The sequence below is a fragment of the Streptomyces sp. NPDC031554 genome (assembly GCF_055580685.1).
This window is the reverse complement of record NZ_JBVIKX010000004.1, coordinates 463618-480748: the sequence shown is the minus strand read 5'-3', so window position 1 is coordinate 480748 and position 17131 is coordinate 463618. Positions and strand designations below refer to the sequence as shown.

Genomic DNA, 17131 nt, shown 5'->3' with positions numbered 1-17131 from the left:
CGGCCGGGGCGGGCCGGGCGCCGGGATGCGGCCGGCCTACAGGTTGCCCAGGGGCTCGATGTCGACCTTCACCGGGACCCCCCAGACGCGCAGCACCTCGTAGTCGGTGAACTCGTGCACCAGGCGGTAGGCCATGGCGGGGCGGGAGCCCCGGCGCAGGGCGGCGAGGTACAGCTCGGCCTCGCGGCGGTCGCGCCGGGGGGTGCCGCACAGCTGCCACTCCTGGCCGTTCCACAGCTCCGGCAGCCAGCGCTGCTGGGGCTGGGGGCGGTCGCCGCGGGTGCCGTAGCGGGACGGGGCGGTGGGGTGCGGGGTCTGCGGGGCGGGGCCGTTGAACTCGGCGCGCCGGGCCGCCCGCCGCCGGGTCTCGCACAGCAGGCACAGGTCGGGGGCGGCCTTGTCCACGGGTCCGTTCGGGTGCTCGGCGCACCGCGTGCTGGGCGCGGCCGAGGTCACGCCCTCCTCCAGGAGCTCCAGGGCGCGCCGCAGATCCGCCTTGACCTCGTGCAGCTTGGCGTCGGGGGTGTCGGCGGTCAGGGCGTCCCCGTGCTCACCGAGCAGCCGCAGGGCGCGGCCCAGGTGGGTGAGCTGGGCGTGGTTCATGACGGGCGTCTCCGTTTCCTGCGGCGTGCTGTCCCGCGGTGCGCTCTCCCGCGGTGTGCCGTCGTGCGGCGCGCCGCCCCGGTGCGCGGTCCCGCCGCGGGCTTCTCCGCGGCCCGGGCGCGCGGTCGTGCGGCACCGGTGACTCCAACCGTCGCACACCCCGGCGGCGAGCCGGGGCGCGCCCGGGGTGTTCCGGGCCGGGCCCGGGCGGGTTCACCGGCCGGATCGCGAGGGCGACCGGTCACCGGGCGGGTCGTCGGCGGGGCGTCCGGAACCGGCGGCGGCCAGGACGCGGTCGGTGACGCCGAAGAGGCAGGTGGCGGCGAAGCCGACCGCATAGCCCGTCAGCAGCCCGCCCGCGTAGACGCCGAGGAGGGTGCCCCAGCCCCGGTTCCCGGCGAGCAGGGGGAAGAGGGCCCAGCCGGACGGGCCGATCGCGGTCGCGCCGACCCGGTCGCCGAGCATCGCGAAGAAGCCGACGAAGGCCCCGCCGGCCGCCCCGCCCACGCAGGCCGTGAGGAAGGGGCGGCCCAGCGGGAGCGAGACGCCGTAGACGAGGGGTTCGCCGACGCCCAGCAGGCCGGCGGGGAGGGCCGATCTGATCGTCGTGCGCAACGGGGTGTCGTGGCGCAGCCGGACGTAGACCGCGAGGGCCGCGCCCACCTGGCCCGCGCCCGCCATCGCCAGGACGGGCAACAGCACGGTGTGGCCCTGCTGTTCGATGAGCGTGGTGTGGATCGGGATGAGGGCCTGGTGCAGGCCCAGCATCACCAGCGGCAGGAACAGCCCGCCCAGGACCAGGCCGGCGAACACGCCCGTCGTCGTCAGCAGCCAGTCCGCGGCCGTGCCGATGGCGGCCGAGGCCGCGCCGGCCGCCCACATCAGGCCGTACAGCGTGGCCAGGCCCGCGACGAGGACGGTCAGGGTCGGGGTCACCAGCACGTCCAGGGCCGCCGGGGTACGGCCCCGGCACCACCTCTCCACGCGCGTCGCCAGCAGCGCCGCCGCCAGCGCGCCGAGGACCCCGCCCTGCCCGGGGGCGAGCGGCACCCCGAACGCCGTGACCTTCGCGACGCCCGGATACACCACGATCGCCGCCACCGCCCCGCCCAGCACGGGTGTGCCGCCGAACTCCTTCGCCGTGTTGACGCCGACGAAGACCGCGATCAGCGCCATGAAGGCGGACGCCACGGCGGCCAGCGCGGGCGTCAGCCACGGCAGCCGGCCGCTGTTGAGCAGCAGCCCGTTGACGCCGGCCAGGACGCCGCAGCCGATCAGGGCGGGGACGAGCGGCACGAAGACGGCGGCGAGGCGGCGCAGGGCGGCCCTGCCGGGTGTGGCGTCGCGCCGTCGCCGCCCGCCCTTCGGCTCCGCACCCGGTGCCGCCGGTTCCGGCGCCACCGTCGGCTCGGCGTCGACCAGCTCCTCGAAGGCCGCCGTCACCCGTACGACGACCCCCGGTCCGAGCACCACCTGGTACGCGCCGCCGTCCACGACGAGCCCCAGCACCCCGGGCACCGCCCGCAGCGCCTCCTCGTCCGCCCGTGACGGATCGGCGAGGCCCAGCCGCAGCCGGGTCATGCAGTGGGCGACGGAGGTCACGTTCGCGGGGCCGCCGACCAGGGGCAGGAGCGCGGCGGCGGTGGCACGGTCATCGGTAGGCACCTGCTGAGCGTGCGGGTCAGGGGCGCGCGGCGGCGAGCGCGGCACGCAGATGACCGCCGGACTCCTCCAGAAGGCGGGTGGCCGAGGGCCCGTCGACCCCGGCGAGCAGCACGAGGACCGCGTTCTTCACCTCGCCGCCGGTGGCGTCGAGGGCCCGCTCGACCTCCGCGTCGTCCGCGCCCGTCGCCAGCGCGACGATCCGCCGCGAGCGGGCCCGCAGCTTCTCGTTCGAGGCCCGCACGTCGACCATCAGGTTCCCGTACGTCTTGCCCAGCCGGATCATCGTGATCGTCGACAGCATGTTCAGCACCAGCTTCTGCGCGGTGCCCGCCTTCAGCCGGGTCGACCCGGTGAGCAGTTCGGGCCCGACGACCACCTCGATGCCGTGTTCGGCGGCCGCGGCCAGCGCGCTGCCCCGGTTGCAGGCCAGCCCGACGGTCAGCGCGCCGGCCGAACGCGCGTACTCCACCGCGCCGAGCGCGTACGGGGTGCGCCCCGAGGCGGAGATCCCGACCACCGTGTCCTCGGCGGTCAGCGCGAGGCCGGCCAGATCCGCCCGCGCCGACTCCCGCGAGTCCTCGGCGCCCTCGACGGACGTCGTCACCGCCCGCGGCCCGCCCGCGATGACCCCGACGACCCGGTCCGGGGCCGTGCCGAAGGTCGGCGGGCACTCGGACGCGTCCAGCACGCCGAGCCGCCCGGCCGTCCCCGCCCCGGCGTACACCAGCCGCCCGCCGCGCTCCATCCGCGCGGCGATCGCGTCGACGGCGGCGGCGATCTCGGGCAGCCGCGCGGCCACGGCGGCGGCCACCCGGGCGTCCTCGCCGTTCATGAGCCGGGCGATGTCGAGGGTGGGCAGCCGGTCGATCTCGGCGAGTTCGGGCCGGAAGGCCTCGGTGGTGAGCGATCCGAGCTGGGTGCGCAGGTCTTCGGGGCGGGGGGCGGAAGTCATGGCAGCGGCTCTTTCTCTCCGGCGCGGGTCGGTCGACGTGTCTCCTCCGGTCTACCGGTGCCAGTGGGCCGGGGCCTCGTACGACGCGGCCGGCGCCGGTGCCGCCGTGTCGTGCATGTGCCGCGCCACCCCCACGGACGGGCGGTCCACCACCGGCGGCCGACCGGTCCTGGACGACATCGCCGCGGGCCGCGGCTCGCTCTCCCGGGCCGTCGACGTCCTCAGCACCTGGTCCGCGTACCGGGCGACGGCCCCGGCCGTCCGGTGACGGCGACGACCGTGGCGCCCTGCTCGAAGACGACCCGCAGCGGTTCGACGACGTCCCGCGTCGGGCCGGAGTGCGCGAGGGCGACGACGACGTCCCCCGCCCGCGACCGCGCCGCGAGACGCGGGACGCGCGACGCGGGTCGCCGTGGGCGTGGGCCGTGGGCCCGGTCCGCGGCGGCTTCCGCACGAGGTCCCGGGCGACGAGCCCGGACGCGCCGACGCCGTGCACGTCCGTCCCGCGGGCGGCGGCCACCGCCGCCGAGGACCTCCGTCACGGCCTGGGACACCCGTGGAAAATATTTCCGGCTCGGTCTCGTGGTCAAGAGTGCGCACAATGGGTGCATGGATCCCTCCCCTCCCCGTGTCACCCCACTGGAGCAGGCGTTGCACGCCGCGCGCGCCCTCGTCCTCGCCGACCTGGCCTCGGGCGAGGTGGCCGCGGCGGACGTGGTGTCCCTGGTGGAGGAGTCCGTGACGCAGCGGCGCTGGTGGGTCGAGCAGTGGCCGGACGGCGTGGCCTTCGTGACCGGGCTGGTGGCGCAGGACGTGCAGGACGCCCTGCTGGAGCGCCACGGCCGCTGGCCGATCTGCCCGGTGTGCGGCTCGGGCGACCCGCACGCCCTGGAGGTCGAGCCCGAACTCGGCCCCGATCCGCACTGGGTGTGCCACCGGGCGGGCGTGAAGGTCGCGGCGGTCGGGGCGCTGGGGTCGGCGTCCGGCCGGGCTTCGTGAGGCGCGCGTGACGATCTACGTCGACCCGCCGGACTGGCCCGGCCACGGGCGGATGTGGTCCCACCTCGTCAGTGACGTGTCCTTCGACGAACTGCACGCGTTCGCCGACGGGTTGGGCGTGCCCCGGCGGGCGTTCGAACGCGACCACTACGACATCCCCTCGCACCGGTACGCCGACGTGGTCGCGGCCGGCGCGGTGCGGGTCAGCAGCCGCGAAGTGGTGCGGCTGCTGACGGAGTCGGGACTGCGACGGCCCAAGGGGCGGCGCCGGGCGTAGCGGTGGCCCCCGGGGCGCCGACGGGCGTGGCGGCGGGCTCTCAGGGGGCGGCGGGGCGTGGCGCGCGGCGCGTGTACAGCCGTAGCGCGTCGTCCTCCAGGAGGGACTCCCGCGCCACGTCGGCCCGGACGAAGCCGGCGCGGTTCAGCACGGCCTGCGAGGGGGTGTTCGCCTCCTCCACCGCCGCGTACATCAGGTGTACGTCGTCGCGCGCGAGCGCCCACCGGGCGAGGGCGTCGACCGCCTCGGTGGCGTGCCCCCGGCCGCGGGCGGGTGCCACGAGGTCGTAGCCGATCTCGGCGCGGCCCTCCTCGTCGGGCGTCCCGTGGAAGCTCAGGCTGCCGACGGCCCGGCCGTCCTCCCGCCGGACGAGGACGAACACCCCGAACTCGGGTCGGTGCACCCCGGCGTCGTACGCCTTCAGCAGGGCGGCGGCGACCTCCCGGGTGCCCTCGTAGGGAGTGTCGCCGAGCCAGACGAAACCGCCGTCGCCGCCCGCGACCAGGTCGGCGGCGGCCGCCGGGGTGACGCCTTCGAGGGTGAGGCGTCCGGCGGGCAGGACCAGGTTGTTGCTCCAGCGCCAGCCGGTGACCGGGGCGCGGCCGGGCAGTTCGCCGCGGCCGGTGGCCCACAGCAGGGTCGGCCAGGGCTCGGGGCCCGGCCGCACGTGCGGGAAGATCCGGGTCAGGACGTCCTCGCACAGTCCGGCGGGCGGCTCGTGGGCCAGGCCCAGGCCCTCGGCGATGTCGTGGGTGTGCAGGAGGACCTCGGCGACGCCCATCGCGGCGAAGCCCTCGCGGTCCGCGCTGCGGAAGGGGTACGGGTGGAAGGCGCGGACCCGGGGCGGGGTGGTGCGGACGGCGGCGGCGAGCAGGGCGCCGGTGGTCTCGACGACGTCCAGGACGCCCGCCTGGTCGGTGCCCTCGTCGAAGGCGATCTCGAAGGGGACGTAGGCGCTCCGCGCCCGGCCCGCCAGTTGGCCCGCGTAGGCGAGGAGATCGCTCGCCACGTGTTCCGCCGTCCGCCGGCAGGACCACTCCAGCCGGCCGGCCCGCACGCCGCTCCAGTCCCGGTCCACCGCCGTCCGCAGCAGCTCCGTGCAGCCCGCCACGGCTTCCGTCACCTGATCCCCGCCCCATGCGCGCATGACGGGCAGCGTAGGCGGGCCGGGGCTCAGATCGACAGCATCTCGAGCTCCGCGCGCAGGTTGTACCGGGCGGTAGCCTCCCACTCCCGCGCCCCGTACGGCGTGCGGAACAGCCGTGGCAGGCCGAGGAGGTGGCGCAGCACGGCGGCCCGGCCCTCGCGGAAGGCAGCGTCGGGGACGAAGTGGTACTCCGCGCGGATCTCGGCCGTGTAGGCGGCGTACGCCGACGGCGGCGCGGCGAGGACCGCGAGGTCGGCGTCGCACAGCACCCGGCCGTCGCGGTCGTCGTCGGCCGGGTCGTGGGTGACGGTGAGCCGGACCAGGCGGGCCACCTCGGCGGTCTTCGCCGGCGTCAGTCCGGCCTCGGGGAGGGCGCGTTCGGCGAGGCGGGCGGAGCGGTCCTCGTTCTCGGAGCGGTCGGGGAGGTAGACGGCGTCGTGGAACCAGGCGGCCAGGCGGACGACGTCCGGGTCGCCGGCGTACTCCCGCAGCGTGTCGATCCGGTCGAGGACCGCGGTGAGGTGGGTGAGCGTGTGGTAGCGGCGCTGCGGCTCCCGCCAGCGGCGCAGGAGGTCGTCGGCGTAGGGGAGGGGGTCGGGGCCGGTGGCGGGGGCGCGGGCCGCTTCGAGGGCGCGGGCGAAGCGGGCGCGCAGGGCGTCGAGGGCGGCGTCGCGGAGTTCGGGGTCGTCGGCCATGCGGTCATTCTCGCCCGGCCCGGCCGCCGGCGCGGGGGTGAGCCCGGCGGGGGTGAACCCGGCGGCACGCGGGCGTACGCTTGAATTGGACTAGACCTGTAGAGCCGTCGACGAATGGGGTCCCATGAGCAAGCGTGCAGTCCTGGAGGTGATCGCCCTCGACGCGCGGGACGCGGTCGCCGCCCGGGCCGGAGGCGCCGACCGCCTCGAACTGGTCACCGACATGGCCGCCGACGGGCTCACCCCGCCGGTCGCGGTCTTCGCCGCGATCCGGGCCGCCGTCGACATCGACCTGCGCGTGATGCTGCGCCTGACCGACGGGTTCGCCGCCGGGGACGTCGGACGGCTCGTCCGGGCCGCCGGGGAGCTGCGGGCGGCCGGGGCGGACCAGTTCGTGCTCGGCTTCCTCGACGCGGAGGGCGGGGTGGACCTGACGGCCGTCGAGCGGGTGGTGGCGGAACTGGACGGCTGCCCGTGGACGTTCCACCGCGCGATCGACCACACGGCCGACCGGGACGCCCTGCGCAAGCAGTGCGAGGGCCTGCCCGGCCTGGACACCTACCTCACGGCCGGGTCGGCCGCGGGCGTCGACGACGGGTTGCCCGTGCTGGTCGCCGAGGCGGGCCGGGGCGGGGAGCAGGGGTACGAGCAGGAGGTCCTGGTGGGCGGAGGACTGCGGCTCGATCACGTGCCGGCGCTGCGGGCGGCGGGGCTCGACGCCTTCCACATCGGCGGGGCGGCCCGGCCGGACGGCTGGCGGGGGCCGGTGTCGGCGGAGGCCGTGGGGGAGTGGCGGCGGGTGCTGGACGAGGGGTGAGGGTTCCGCCGGGGGCGGGGCGGGAGTGCGGTGCGGCGGGGCGCGGGAGGCGGTGCCCGGTGCCGTGGGGTCGCCCCCTGCTCTCGGCTTCGTCCGAGCGGGGGCTTCCTCGCGCCCGCCCCTCCCGTGACGCGGCGGGCGGCTCGTGTGCCGCGGGCCGCACGTCGGTGAGTCGCACGTCGGTGAGTCGCACATCGGCGGCCCGCGCGGACCGGTGCGGTCGGTGGCGAGGTGCCTCCGCCCGTCGCCGTGGGCGGCCCGACCCGGCGTGGGCCGGCGTGGGCCGGCGGTTCGGACGCCGGTGAGCCGGGTGGGGCCAGGTGCGTGCCGGGTGGGTCTCGGCGCGTGCGGGGCGGGACGGGCCGTGCCCCCTTCGGGCGGGTGGGGCCCGGCGCGTGCCGGGCTGCCCCGTGCCTCCAGACGTGCGGGGCGGCCCCGTGCCCGCCGGGCGTGCGGGGCGGCCCCGTGCTGCCGGGCGGCGGCCGGCTCCCGGTCGGGCCGGCCGCTCCCGGTCGGGCCGGCCGCTACCGGTCGGCCAGCTGGGGCGGCAGGCCGGTGGTGTGGGTGACCACCAGCCCCGAGACGGCCCGGGTCAGCGCCACGTACAGGCGCCGCAGTCCGGTCCGTTCGTCCGGCTCGGCGTCCACCACCGCGCTCGGCTCGTCCAGGACGACGTGGTCGTACTCCAGGCCCTTGGCGAGGGAGGCCGGGACCAGGGTCAGGCGGGTCTCCCGGGTGGTCTCCTCGCCCGGGGCCAGGAAGGGGATGCCCGCCGCCCCGAGGGCCTCCGCCAGCACGGGCACGCGGGCGTCGGCGGCGATGAGGCCCGTCGACCCCTCGTTGCGGAGCAGCTCCTCGCAGGCGGCGACGACGTCCCCGCCGTCCGACACCGCGCGGATCTCGAAGAAGCCGGGGTTCTCCCGGACGGAGGCGACCGGCGTCAGGCCCGGCGCGATGTGGGGCAGCAGCCGGGAGGCGTAGGTGATGACGTCCGTCGGGACGCGGAAACCGGCCGTCAGCTCCTCGACCACCGCGTCGGCCTTGCCCAGGTGCGCGAGGGCCTCCTCCCAGCTGCGGGTCGCCCAGGGCGTGGTGCCCTGCGCCAGGTCGCCCAGGACGGTCGCGCTGCCGGTGGTGCAGCGGCGGCCGACCGCGCGGTACTGCATGGGGGACAGGTCCTGGGCCTCGTCGAGGACGACGTGGCCCAGGGAGGGCGTGCGCTCGACGAGGTCGCCGGCCTCGTCGATCAGCACCGCGTCCGCGGCGGACCACCGGGCCGACTTCACCGACCGCACCGGCTTCGCCCACAGGACCGTCCTCTGCTCGTCCTCGGTGAGGATCCCCGCCGCGTGCTCCGCGAGGAACTCCGCGTCCGTGAGCAGCCGCAGCACCAGCTTCGCCGGGTCGACGGGCGGCCAGACGGCCTTCACGGCGGCCTTGACGGCGCTGTTGCGGGCCACGGCGTCCTGCACCCGGTCGTCGGGCGCCTCCCCGGCCCGCTCCATCTGCACCAGCACGGCGTGCGCGACGCGCTGCGGGAGCGCGTCGCGGGCGGCGCCGTAGCGGATGTCACGGTCGAGCAACTCGCGGACGATCTGCTCCAGTTCGTACGCCGGGACCCGCCAGCGGCGCGATCCGCGGACGACGACGACCGGCTCGGCCGGCAGCGTGACGTGGGAGTACAGCGCCCGCCGCAGCACCTCGGCCATCCTCGCGTCGCCCTTGACGACCGCCGCCGGAGCCTCGTCGGCGCCCCGCACCTCGACGTGCGCGACGAGGTCGTCGACGGTCGCCTGCCGGACCGTCAGCTCGCCCAGGGCGGGGAGCACCTGCTCGATGTAGCTGAGGAAGGACCGGTTCGGCCCGATGACCAGCGTGCCGGTGCGGGCCAGCCGCTCGCGGTGCGCGTACAGCAGGTACGCCACCCGGTGCAGGCCGACGGCCGTCTTCCCGGTGCCGGGGCCGCCCTGCACGCACACCGACCCGCCCAGCCCGCTGCGGACGATCTCGTCCTGCTCGGGCTGGATGGTGGCGACGATGTCCCGCATCGGGCCGACGCGCGGCCGCTCGATCTCCCGCTGGAGCAGCTTGCTGGTGCCCGACTCCTCGGCCGGGTCCGAGAGGTGCTCGTCCTCGTAGGCGGTGAGGTCGCCGCCGGTGTAGCCGAAGCGGCGCCGCAGGCCGACGTCCATCGGGTCCTTCCGGGAGGCCCGGTAGAACGGCTGCGAGACCGGCGCGCGCCAGTCGATGACCATCGGGTCGCCGTCGTGGTCGTGGACGTGCCGGCGCCCGATGTAGAAGCGCTCCCCCTCCGCGCCCTCGGCACGCTCCGCGCCGGGGGCCCGGAGGTAGTCCAGCCGGCCGAAGAACAGCGGGGTGTCGCTGAGGTCGGCGAGCGCCTTGACGCGGTCCGCGATCTGGCGCTCCAGGATCTGCGCGTTGACCCAGTTGGCGGTGACGTCGCCGATGTCGAGGGACTGGACGTCCTCGCGCATGGCGCGCAGCGCGGCACGGGAGGCGGCGAGGTGGGAGCGCTCGCGGAGGAGCGGGTCGGCGGCGGACACGGGCGTGGACAAGGGGGTGCCTCCGGGCCTGCTGAGGGGGATGCTGCGGCGGGGGCCGTCCGGTTTCCGTCCGGACGGCGGCGCTCCGGCGAGGGAGGCGGGCAAGAGCGGAGATTCTAGGACCTCGGGCCCCGCGTGGCCAACGGGTTTTCGCCCGGCCCCCGCCCTGCCCGCGCGCCGCCCCTGTCCTCACCGGCCCTTACCCCCGTCCCCTAGGGGACGGGGCCCCCTCTTCCCGGCTCTTCCCGGAGGGACCGCTCCGCCCGAGGGTGGACGGGAAGTCCACCCGAAGTGGATCCCCGGGCCGATGCCGTCCTTATGTCCGGGATCGCACCATGGAGGCATGAGCGCAGCGACCTTCACCCCGGCCCCCGCCTCGCGCCGCCCGTCCGGCGCGACCTCCGTCACCGGCACCCCGCACCACCACCGCCTGGGCGACGCCCTGCACGCGATACGCGTCTTCGCGGGCGCGGCCTTCGACGTGGTCGTCCTCGGCGAGTACGGCGAGGAGGCCGGCGTCCGCCGCAGGCACCTCCTGCCGGTCCCGCCGCGCGGCTGAGCGCGCGCGGCCGGGCACGTGCGGCCGGGCACGCGTGACTGAGTACGCGCGGACTCCCGCCTGAGTACCCGCGCCGATGCCCGCCCGCGCCGCCCGGCGGTTCACTCGGGGTATGACGACACCGCACCACACGCCGTACCCGGGACCGCACGCGCACTTCGCGCCGGTCCCCGCCGACCAGGACCGGCATGCCTGGGTGGCGCCCCTCGTCGCGACCGTTCTGCTGCTCTTCCTGGGGCCGGCGGCCCTGTTCCTCGGCGGCATCTCGGCGATGGCCACCGACAGCTGCGGTCCCGACGACTGCTCGTCGGCGCTGAACACGTCCCTGAGCCTGATCTACGGCATCCTCGAGTTCGGCGGCCCGGTCACCCTGGCCGCCTTCGTCACCGCCTGGGCCCTGCCCTGGAAGCGCCGCTGGTCGGCCCTGCGCGCCTGCGTGGCCGCCGCGTCGCTGCTGCCGGCCCTGACCGTGCTGTTCCTGGTGCTCACCCTGCCCGCGCCGTGAGCCCCCGCTCCGGTCAGGCCTCCTCCGCCAGCAGCTCGTCCGCGTCCATGATCCGGTAGGCGTAGCCCTGCTCGGCGAGGAAGCGCTGCCGGTGGGCGGCGAAGTCCTGGTCGAGCGTGTCGCGGGCGACGACCGAGTAGAAGTGCGCCTGGTGGCCGTCCGCCTTCGGCCGCAGCACCCGTCCCAGCCGCTGGGCCTCCTCCTGGCGCGAGCCGAAGGTGCCCGACACCTGGATGGCGACCGTCGCCTCGGGCAGGTCGATCGAGAAGTTCGCGACCTTCGACACCACCAGCACGCCGATCTCGCCCTGCCGGAACGACTCGAACAGCTTCTCGCGCTGGGCGTTGGACGTCTCGCCCTTGATGACCGGCGCGTCCAGGTGCTCCCCCAGCTCGTCGAGCTGGTCGATGTACTGCCCGATGACGAGGATCTGCTGCCCGGCGAACCGCCGCACGATCGCCTCCGTCACCTTCCTCTTGGTCTCGGTGGTGGCGCAGAAGCGGTACTTCTCCTCGGCCTCGGCGGTCGCGTAGGCGAGCCGCTCGGAGTCCGTGAGGTTCACCCGGACCTCGACGCAGTCCGCGGGCGCGATGTAGCCCTGCGCCTCGATCTCCTTCCACGGAGCGTCGAACCGCTTCGGCCCGATGAGGGAGAACACATCCGACTCGCGGCCGTCCTCGCGCACCAGCGTGGCCGTCAGGCCCAGCCGCCGCCGCGCCTGCAGGTCGGCGGTGAACTTGAAGACCGGCGCCGGCAGCAGGTGCACCTCGTCGTAGACGACCAGCCCCCAGTCACGGGAGTCGAACAGCTCCAGGTGCGGGTAGACGCCCTTCCGCCTGGTCGTGAGCACCTGGTAGGTGGCGATGGTCACGGGGCGGATCTCCTTCCGCGTCCCGCTGTACTCGCCGATCTCCTCCTCGGTCAGCGACGTCCGCTTGATCAGCTCGTGCTTCCACTGCCGGGCGGAGACGGTGTTGGTGACGAGGATCAGCGTGGTCGACTTGGCCTGCGCCATCGCCCCCGCCCCCACCAGCGTCTTGCCGGCGCCGCAGGGCAGGACGACGACCCCGCTGCCGCCGTGCCAGAAGTTCTCCACGGCCTGCTTCTGGTAGGGCCGCAGCGCCCAGCCGTCCTCGGCCAGCTCGATCGGGTGCGCCTCGCCGTCGACGTACCCCGCCAGGTCCTCGGCGGGCCAGCCCAGCTTCAGCAGGGTCTGCTTGATCTGCCCGCGCTCGGAGGGGTGCACGGCGACGGTGTCCGGGTCGATCCGGGTCCCGACCAGGGGAGCGATCCGCTTGGACCGCAGCACCTCCTCCAGGACCGGCCGGTCCGTGGTGGTCAGCACGAGACCGTGGGCGGGGTGCTTGCTGAGCGTCAGCCGTCCGTAGCGGTCCATCGTCTCGGCGATGTCCACCAGCAGCGCGTGCGGCACCGGGTACCGGCTGAACTCCACGAGCGCGTCCACCACCTGCTCGGCGTCGTGCCCGGCGGCACGCGCGTTCCACAGGCCCAGCGGGGTCAGCCGGTAGGTGTGGATGTGCTCGGGCGCCCGCTCCAGTTCCGCGAACGGCGCGATGGCCCGGCGGCACGCGTCGGCCCGCTCGTGGTCGACCTCCAGAAGCAGGGTCTTGTCCGACTGGACGATGAGTGGACCGTTCACGCGCGACACCCTTTCCCTCACGGCCGTGGCACGCGGCCAAACGTCCAGTGTGCCCTACCGGCCGCTACCGGCGCGGGGGTGAGCGAGAGTGGCCTTCATGACAGCCACGGGCGAGCGGGTCGAACGGGTGGACGAACACGATCGGGTGATCGGGGTGGTGGACCGCGGTGAGGCCGTCGCCCGCCACTGGCCGCACCGCGTCGCCACGACCGTCTGCCGGGACGCGCACGGCCGGTTCCTGGTGCACCGGCGGCCGGAGACCGTGTCCCGCTTCCCCGGCGCGTACACCTGGCTGATCGGCGGAGCCGCCGAGCCCGGCGAGTCCTACGAGCGGGCCGCGGCCCACGAACTCACCGAGGAGATCGGCGTGCGGGCGCCGGTCCGGCCCCTGTTCAGGTTCCTGTGCCGGGGAGCGATCAGCCCGTACTGGCTCGGCGTCCACGAAGCCGTCGTCACCGCGGACCTCACCCCCGACCCGGCGGAGATCGCCTGGCACGCCTGGGTGACGGGGAGCGAGCTGCGGGCCATGGCCGCCCGCCCGACGTTCGTCCCCGACGGCGCCGAGGTCCTGCGCCGCCACCCGGCCGGGGCCTTGCGTCCGGACCGGACCGCGAGCCCGTCCTGACCGGACCGGACCGCGAGCCCGTCCTGATCCGGGCGGGGGAAGCGTCCGTCCTGATCCGGGCGGGAGGGACTACGCCTCGTCGTCCGCCAGTTCCGCCACGCCCGTGATGCGGTGCAGCGGGTACGTCCGGACCTCGTCCGCCGTGTGGTCGTACGCCGTCACGAAGCCGCCCTCCACCCGGACCGGGGCGATGACGCGCTGGCTGGCGGCCCCCTCGGCGTTGACGTAGCCGATCCACACCGCCTCGCCGGTGAGGACGGCGGCCTGCACGGTGGCGAGGGTCTCCGCGGACGAGGTGCGGGGCAGCGCGCCGGGCGCCCGCGCCGCGGTGTCGTCGGCCGGCTTGCGGGGCGCCGTGGACGCCAGGTCACCGGCGCGGATCGCCCGGATCGCGGCCGACAGCAGGGTGTCGTCGGGGAGGGGCGGACCCTCCGGAACCGGTTCCGGGGCGGTGCGGGGCGGGCTGCGGTGGGCGTCGGCACGGGTGATCAGGACGTCGCCCTCCGCCGACTCGGCGGCCGGCGCGAACCCCATCGCCCGCAGCCCGTCGAGGAGGGTCACCGGGTCGGCGCCGGCCGCCAGCACGGTCGGCGCGAGACGGCGCAGCCGCAGGGCGGCGGCCCGCTTGTCGGCGAGGATCTCGTTCAGCATCGCGTCGTCGTCGCAGCGGACGTACGCCGAGGCCGCCCCCACCCGGAGGTGCCCGTGCCGGCGCGCCACGTCGTCGATCAGGTACGCCAACGGCTGCGGGACCGGCGTACGGGAGTGCTCCGCGAGGAAGGCGTGCAGGTCGGAGGCGGTACGGCCGGCGTCCAGGGCACGGCGTACGGAACCGGGCGTGAAGCGGTAGACGGTCGCCCCGCCCTTCGACTCGACGTCGGCCAGCACACCCAGCATGTCGGCGAGCGGCCGGTGCAGCGGGCCCGGCGCCACCGCGGTGAGGTCCGCCTGGAGCAGTACGTGGTCCAGCGGCTCGGGGAGCAGCGGCGTCAGCAGCCGGACGGCGGCGGCGGAGGCGGCGGCCTGCTCGGCGGCCGGGAGGGGAGCGGGGGCGAGGACGGCCGTGGCCGTGGCCGCGGTGTGGTGGGGGAAGGGGAGCCGGTCGCCGGGGCCCCGGGCGGAGTCCGCGTCCGGCGGGGAGTCACCGCTGCGTCCGGCGGGGCCGGCCGGTCTCGCGGGCGGCGCCTCGTCCCCTCGGCCGGCCGCCGGTCCGAGGAGGGCCCGCCCCTGGGACGACAGGGCGCCCCGGCCCGTCACGCCCAGCAGTTCGGCCTCCGACAGGGTCCAGCCGGCCAGCCGGGCGCGCAGGTCGTCCTCACGCTGGGGGCCGCGCAGGGGGCGCTCCCAGCTCAGCCGGGCGAGCACCGATCCGGAGGTCGGCGCGGTGCCCTCCGCGAGACCGGCCAGCAGCGTCAGCACCCGGCGGCGCACCTCCGGCGCGGCCGAGCGGTCCAGGCCCGGCCCGAGCGCCGACAGCGTCCGCTCCTTCACGTCCCGCCCGCCGACCAGTCCGGGCGTCCGGGTCCCCGCCAGCCAGGCCTCGGCCAGCCGGACCCAGCGCTCGGCGGCCGGACGCTCCCGCCACTCGTCGTAGGCCGGGGTGGCGGCGTACCGCTCGTCGGCCTCGCCGTCGGAGGCGATCAGCCCGGCGGCGTACGCCAGCTCGACCCAGAAGGCGGCCGTCGGCTCCGGCACGTCCAGGGCGACGGCCGTGCGCTTCAGGTCCCGCTGGCTCAGCCCGCCCGCGCGCAGCACCGCGGGGCCGCCCTCGTCCCACTCCTTCAGCAGCTCCTCGACGGTCGCCAGCGCGGTGTACGCCTGCCCGGCCGCGGCCGCGTCCACCACCTGCGGACGGTGCGTCGCGGCCGGTTCGACGGCGGGCGGCACCGGCTCGGGCGTGCGGTGCGCGCGTCCGGCCCGCAGGTGCAGGGCCACCTCGCGCGGCAGGACGACCGTGCCGGGGGAGGTCGGCAGCAGCAGCCCCCGGTCCAGCAGCCAGCGCAGCCGGGCCCCCGGCTCGGCGGTGACCTGCCCGTACGGCGGCCCCCACACCAGCCGGTCCAGCACGTCGAGGGACTCGGCGGGGGCCTCGGCGAGCAGCGCGTCCATCGTCCGGCGGTCGCGGAACAGGGCGGCCAGCGCGCCGGCCGCGGAGACGGGGTCGTGGGTGGACGGCAGTCCGGCGGCCGTCACGATCTCCTGGATCCGGCCCGGCGACATGCCCGCGGTGGCCTCCCGCACGGACGGGCCCAGCCCGGTCGGCGAGGGGTGCTGCGGGGACGGGGCGAGCAGCTCGCGGGCGGTGCGGACCAGCCGGAGCCGGTCGTCGTCGCCCCAGAGCAGGGCCTGCTCCCGCAGCACGGCCACCGCCCCCGGAAGGGCGGACTCGACGACCGCGTCCCGCTCGTCCCCGGCCATCAGCCCCAGCAGCTCCCCGTACGCCGCCGGTTCCGCCGCCACGGCCAGCGCCTCCGCCGTCTGGAGCGTGAACCGGTCCAGCCGCTCCAGGGCCCGCACCACCGACGCACGGGTCCCGGCGCGGGTGGCGAGCTGGGTGAGGTCGGTGGGGACCGGGGTGACGAGGTCGGGGCGGGCACGCAGGAGCGCGGCCAGGGACGCGTCGTCCCGGGCGCGGAGCGCCTCCGCGAGGGAACGCGGGGCCGAGGGCTTCTCGTCGCTGCTCATCCGCTCAACGGTAGCGGGTGGCGGCCCCCGGGAGAGGGTCCCGACGGGGCCGGGAACCCGTGCGCCGGGCGCGTGCCGGACGAACGGAACATTTTCCCGTCCCGGCCCGGCGACGGCGGGAGCCGGCCGCGAACGCCCGCCGTACGGCGGCCGCCCCGCCCCGCGGACGCCGAACTCCCGCCGCCACCCGCCGTCGTGAACGGTGGATCGGCGGCCACGCTGCGCTAACGTCGGGTCGCGGGGTATCCAAGGCACCGGCCCCGGAGGGGACTTCGTGGGTATCGAAAGCGATCAGGTCGTCTACGAGTATCTGAGCCGCGTCGGCGACGTGGCGCAGCAGCGGCAGCTGTCGTCGGCCACGCGCATGCGGCTCGTGTCCGAACTGCGCAACGAGATCGACCGGCGCCGCGCCAAGGCGCCCGTCGACAGCCCGGCGGCCGTCCGCCGCATCCTCGACCGGCTCGGCAGCCCCGACGACGTCGTCTCGGCGGCCGGCGGCGCCGATGCCGGCGGGAGCGACGCCGTCCCGCGGGCCCCGTCCGCCGCGGTGCCCGTCCAGCGGCAGCAGGAACCGCCGGACATCGCCGGGCGCCGACCCAAGGGATTGCGCCGCGTCGTGCCCCGCCCCCGGCCGCGCCCCGAGGCGCCCGCCGCCCCGGACGTCCCCTCACCGCCGCACCGCGCGGGCGCGCACGAACTGGGCGGGGGCGGGGAGATCCCGGACTGGTGGAGCCGCGAGGCGACCCCGTTCGGGCCGGGGGAGGAGGTGCCGGGGTTCGTCGGCGGGGTGGAGATCGCGGACATGCTCAGGCCGCCCCCTTCGCCGCCACCGTCGGGGCCCCCGCCGGCGAAGGACAAGGCGTCCGCGGCGACGCCGGTACCGGGACCCGGCGCGCAGGAGTCCGGCACGGAGGTGCCCGTCGCCCGCCGTCGCCGCTTCCTCCCGTCGCCGTCCGGCGGCCGCCCGGCCAGCCCGCTGCTGCTCCTGGCCGCCGCCTGCCTGGTGGGGGGCACGGTGACCGGGGAATGGATCGCGCAGCTCGTCGGCTGGGCCCTCGCCCACGTCTCCCGCCGGCTGTCCGAGCGCGAGACCAGGACGGCGGTCGTGGTCCTCCCCGGCCTCGCCGTCACCGCGGGCGTCGTCTGGCTCTGGGGCCGTACGGCCGGCCGCTGGGGCGAACCGATCCCCGAGGGCCACATGAACGAGGCCCTGGCGCAGACCTGGCCGTGGGTCCTGAACGGCGCGGCCCTGGCCTCGGCCCTGTTCCTGGTGTGGCGGTCCCGGCGGCCCGGATAGCGGACCGCACGCCGAGGACGCCCGCACCCGTGCCCGTGCCCGCACCCGTGGCCGGACGGGCGGGCGGGGCCCCGTGGCGGG

Annotated in this window: 15 protein-coding genes and 1 pseudogene; 7 read left to right on the top strand and 9 right to left on the bottom strand. The window is 76.4% G+C overall.

Annotated elements, in window-relative coordinates; translation table 11 throughout:
- Positions 1–36 precede the first annotated feature (36 nt).
- The 4 genes and pseudogenes from ACZ5FU_RS14150 to ACZ5FU_RS14135 all read right to left on the bottom strand — a co-directional run.
- Positions 37–603: a hypothetical protein gene (locus ACZ5FU_RS14150; RefSeq protein WP_451526110.1), complete on the bottom strand. Its 567-nt coding sequence runs from the start codon at positions 601–603 to the stop codon at positions 37–39.
- A gap of 213 nt (positions 604–816) precedes the next feature.
- Complete coding sequence (locus tag ACZ5FU_RS14145) at positions 817–2268, bottom strand: PTS transporter subunit EIIC (protein WP_469045377.1); 1452 nt, start codon at positions 2266–2268, stop codon at positions 817–819.
- Between the two features lie 16 nt (positions 2269–2284).
- A complete protein-coding gene (gene murQ / locus ACZ5FU_RS14140) occupies positions 2285–3220 on the bottom strand; it encodes an N-acetylmuramic acid 6-phosphate etherase (protein ID WP_469045376.1) in 936 nt (311 codons plus the stop codon).
- A gap of 51 nt (positions 3221–3271) precedes the next feature.
- A pseudogene (locus tag ACZ5FU_RS14135) lies at positions 3272–3746 on the bottom strand (SIS domain-containing protein); the annotation flags it as partial.
- A gap of 83 nt (positions 3747–3829) precedes the next feature.
- Between ACZ5FU_RS14135 and ACZ5FU_RS14130 the strand changes: the two are divergent.
- Positions 3830–4219: a hypothetical protein gene (locus ACZ5FU_RS14130; RefSeq protein ID WP_451526107.1), complete on the top strand. Its 390-nt coding sequence runs from the start codon at positions 3830–3832 to the stop codon at positions 4217–4219.
- A gap of 7 nt (positions 4220–4226) precedes the next feature.
- Complete coding sequence (locus tag ACZ5FU_RS14125) at positions 4227–4496, top strand: DUF4031 domain-containing protein (RefSeq protein WP_451526106.1); 270 nt, start codon at positions 4227–4229, stop codon at positions 4494–4496.
- A gap of 40 nt (positions 4497–4536) precedes the next feature.
- Here the strand turns inward: ACZ5FU_RS14125 and ACZ5FU_RS14120 are convergent, their stop codons facing one another.
- Together ACZ5FU_RS14120 and ACZ5FU_RS14115 are read right to left on the bottom strand one after the other, a co-directional pair.
- A complete protein-coding gene (locus tag ACZ5FU_RS14120; RefSeq protein ID WP_469045375.1) occupies positions 4537–5643 on the bottom strand; it encodes a GNAT family N-acetyltransferase in 1107 nt (368 codons plus the stop codon).
- A gap of 26 nt (positions 5644–5669) precedes the next feature.
- Positions 5670–6338 (bottom strand): HD domain-containing protein, encoded by a 669-nt coding sequence (locus ACZ5FU_RS14115; RefSeq protein WP_469045374.1) that lies wholly within the window; start codon positions 6336–6338, stop codon positions 5670–5672.
- Between the two features lie 124 nt (positions 6339–6462).
- Here ACZ5FU_RS14115 and ACZ5FU_RS14110 point away from each other — a divergent pair, with 124 nt between their 5' ends.
- Entirely contained in the window at positions 6463–7155 is a 693-nt protein-coding gene (locus ACZ5FU_RS14110) for a copper homeostasis protein CutC (protein ID WP_451526103.1), read from the top strand.
- A gap of 524 nt (positions 7156–7679) precedes the next feature.
- Here ACZ5FU_RS14110 and ACZ5FU_RS14105 read toward each other — a convergent pair.
- Positions 7680–9731, bottom strand: a complete 2052-nt coding sequence (locus tag ACZ5FU_RS14105; RefSeq protein WP_468838547.1) for a HelD family protein — start codon at positions 9729–9731, stop codon at positions 7680–7682.
- A gap of 331 nt (positions 9732–10062) precedes the next feature.
- Between ACZ5FU_RS14105 and ACZ5FU_RS14100 the strand changes: the two genes are divergently transcribed.
- Together ACZ5FU_RS14100 and ACZ5FU_RS14095 are read left to right on the top strand one after the other, a co-directional pair.
- The gene (locus tag ACZ5FU_RS14100) at positions 10063–10278 is read left to right on the top strand and encodes a hypothetical protein (RefSeq protein WP_451526101.1); all 216 of its coding nucleotides are present in this window, start codon (positions 10063–10065) and stop codon (positions 10276–10278) included.
- A 112-nt stretch (positions 10279–10390) separates the two neighbouring features.
- On the top strand, positions 10391–10783 hold the full coding sequence (locus tag ACZ5FU_RS14095; RefSeq protein WP_451526100.1) for a hypothetical protein: 393 nt from the start codon (positions 10391–10393) through the stop codon (positions 10781–10783).
- 13 nt (positions 10784–10796) lie between these two features.
- Here ACZ5FU_RS14095 and ACZ5FU_RS14090 read toward each other — a convergent pair whose 3' ends face one another.
- Entirely contained in the window at positions 10797–12443 is a 1647-nt protein-coding gene (locus ACZ5FU_RS14090; RefSeq protein ID WP_451777950.1) for a DNA repair helicase XPB, read from the bottom strand.
- 97 nt (positions 12444–12540) lie between these two features.
- Here ACZ5FU_RS14090 and ACZ5FU_RS14085 point away from each other — a divergent pair, with 97 nt between their 5' ends.
- Positions 12541–13068, top strand: coding sequence for an NUDIX hydrolase (locus ACZ5FU_RS14085; protein WP_451526098.1), 528 nt, complete (start codon positions 12541–12543; stop codon positions 13066–13068).
- A gap of 69 nt (positions 13069–13137) precedes the next feature.
- Here the strand turns inward: ACZ5FU_RS14085 and ACZ5FU_RS14080 are convergent, their stop codons facing one another.
- Positions 13138–15753 carry a helicase-associated domain-containing protein gene (locus ACZ5FU_RS14080; RefSeq protein WP_468838540.1) on the bottom strand — a complete coding sequence of 872 codons (2616 nt, stop codon included), beginning with the start codon at positions 15751–15753 and terminating at the stop codon, positions 13138–13140.
- Positions 15754–16027: 274 nt separating this feature from the next.
- Between ACZ5FU_RS14080 and ACZ5FU_RS14075 the strand changes: the two genes are divergently transcribed.
- Positions 16028–17050, top strand: coding sequence for a hypothetical protein (locus tag ACZ5FU_RS14075; protein ID WP_468838537.1), 1023 nt, complete (start codon positions 16028–16030; stop codon positions 17048–17050).
- Positions 17051–17131 lie beyond the last annotated feature (81 nt).

Coding starts and splice junctions, on each gene's coding strand:
- ACZ5FU_RS14150 (WP_451526110.1), bottom strand. CDS start 603: ATGAACCACGCCCAGCTCACCCACCTGGGCCGCGCCCTGCGGCTGCTC.
- murQ (WP_469045376.1), bottom strand. CDS start 3,220: ATGACTTCCGCCCCCCGCCCCGAAGACCTGCGCACCCAGCTCGGATCG.
- ACZ5FU_RS14130 (WP_451526107.1), top strand. CDS start 3,830: ATGGATCCCTCCCCTCCCCGTGTCACCCCACTGGAGCAGGCGTTGCAC.
- ACZ5FU_RS14120 (WP_469045375.1), bottom strand. CDS start 5,643: ATGCGCGCATGGGGCGGGGATCAGGTGACGGAAGCCGTGGCGGGCTGC.
- ACZ5FU_RS14115 (WP_469045374.1), bottom strand. CDS start 6,338: ATGGCCGACGACCCCGAACTCCGCGACGCCGCCCTCGACGCCCTGCGC.
- ACZ5FU_RS14110 (WP_451526103.1), top strand. CDS start 6,463: ATGAGCAAGCGTGCAGTCCTGGAGGTGATCGCCCTCGACGCGCGGGAC.
- ACZ5FU_RS14100 (WP_451526101.1), top strand. CDS start 10,063: ATGAGCGCAGCGACCTTCACCCCGGCCCCCGCCTCGCGCCGCCCGTCC.
- ACZ5FU_RS14095 (WP_451526100.1), top strand. CDS start 10,391: ATGACGACACCGCACCACACGCCGTACCCGGGACCGCACGCGCACTTC.
- ACZ5FU_RS14085 (WP_451526098.1), top strand. CDS start 12,541: ATGACAGCCACGGGCGAGCGGGTCGAACGGGTGGACGAACACGATCGG.
- ACZ5FU_RS14080 (WP_468838540.1), bottom strand. CDS start 15,753: ATGAGCAGCGACGAGAAGCCCTCGGCCCCGCGTTCCCTCGCGGAGGCG.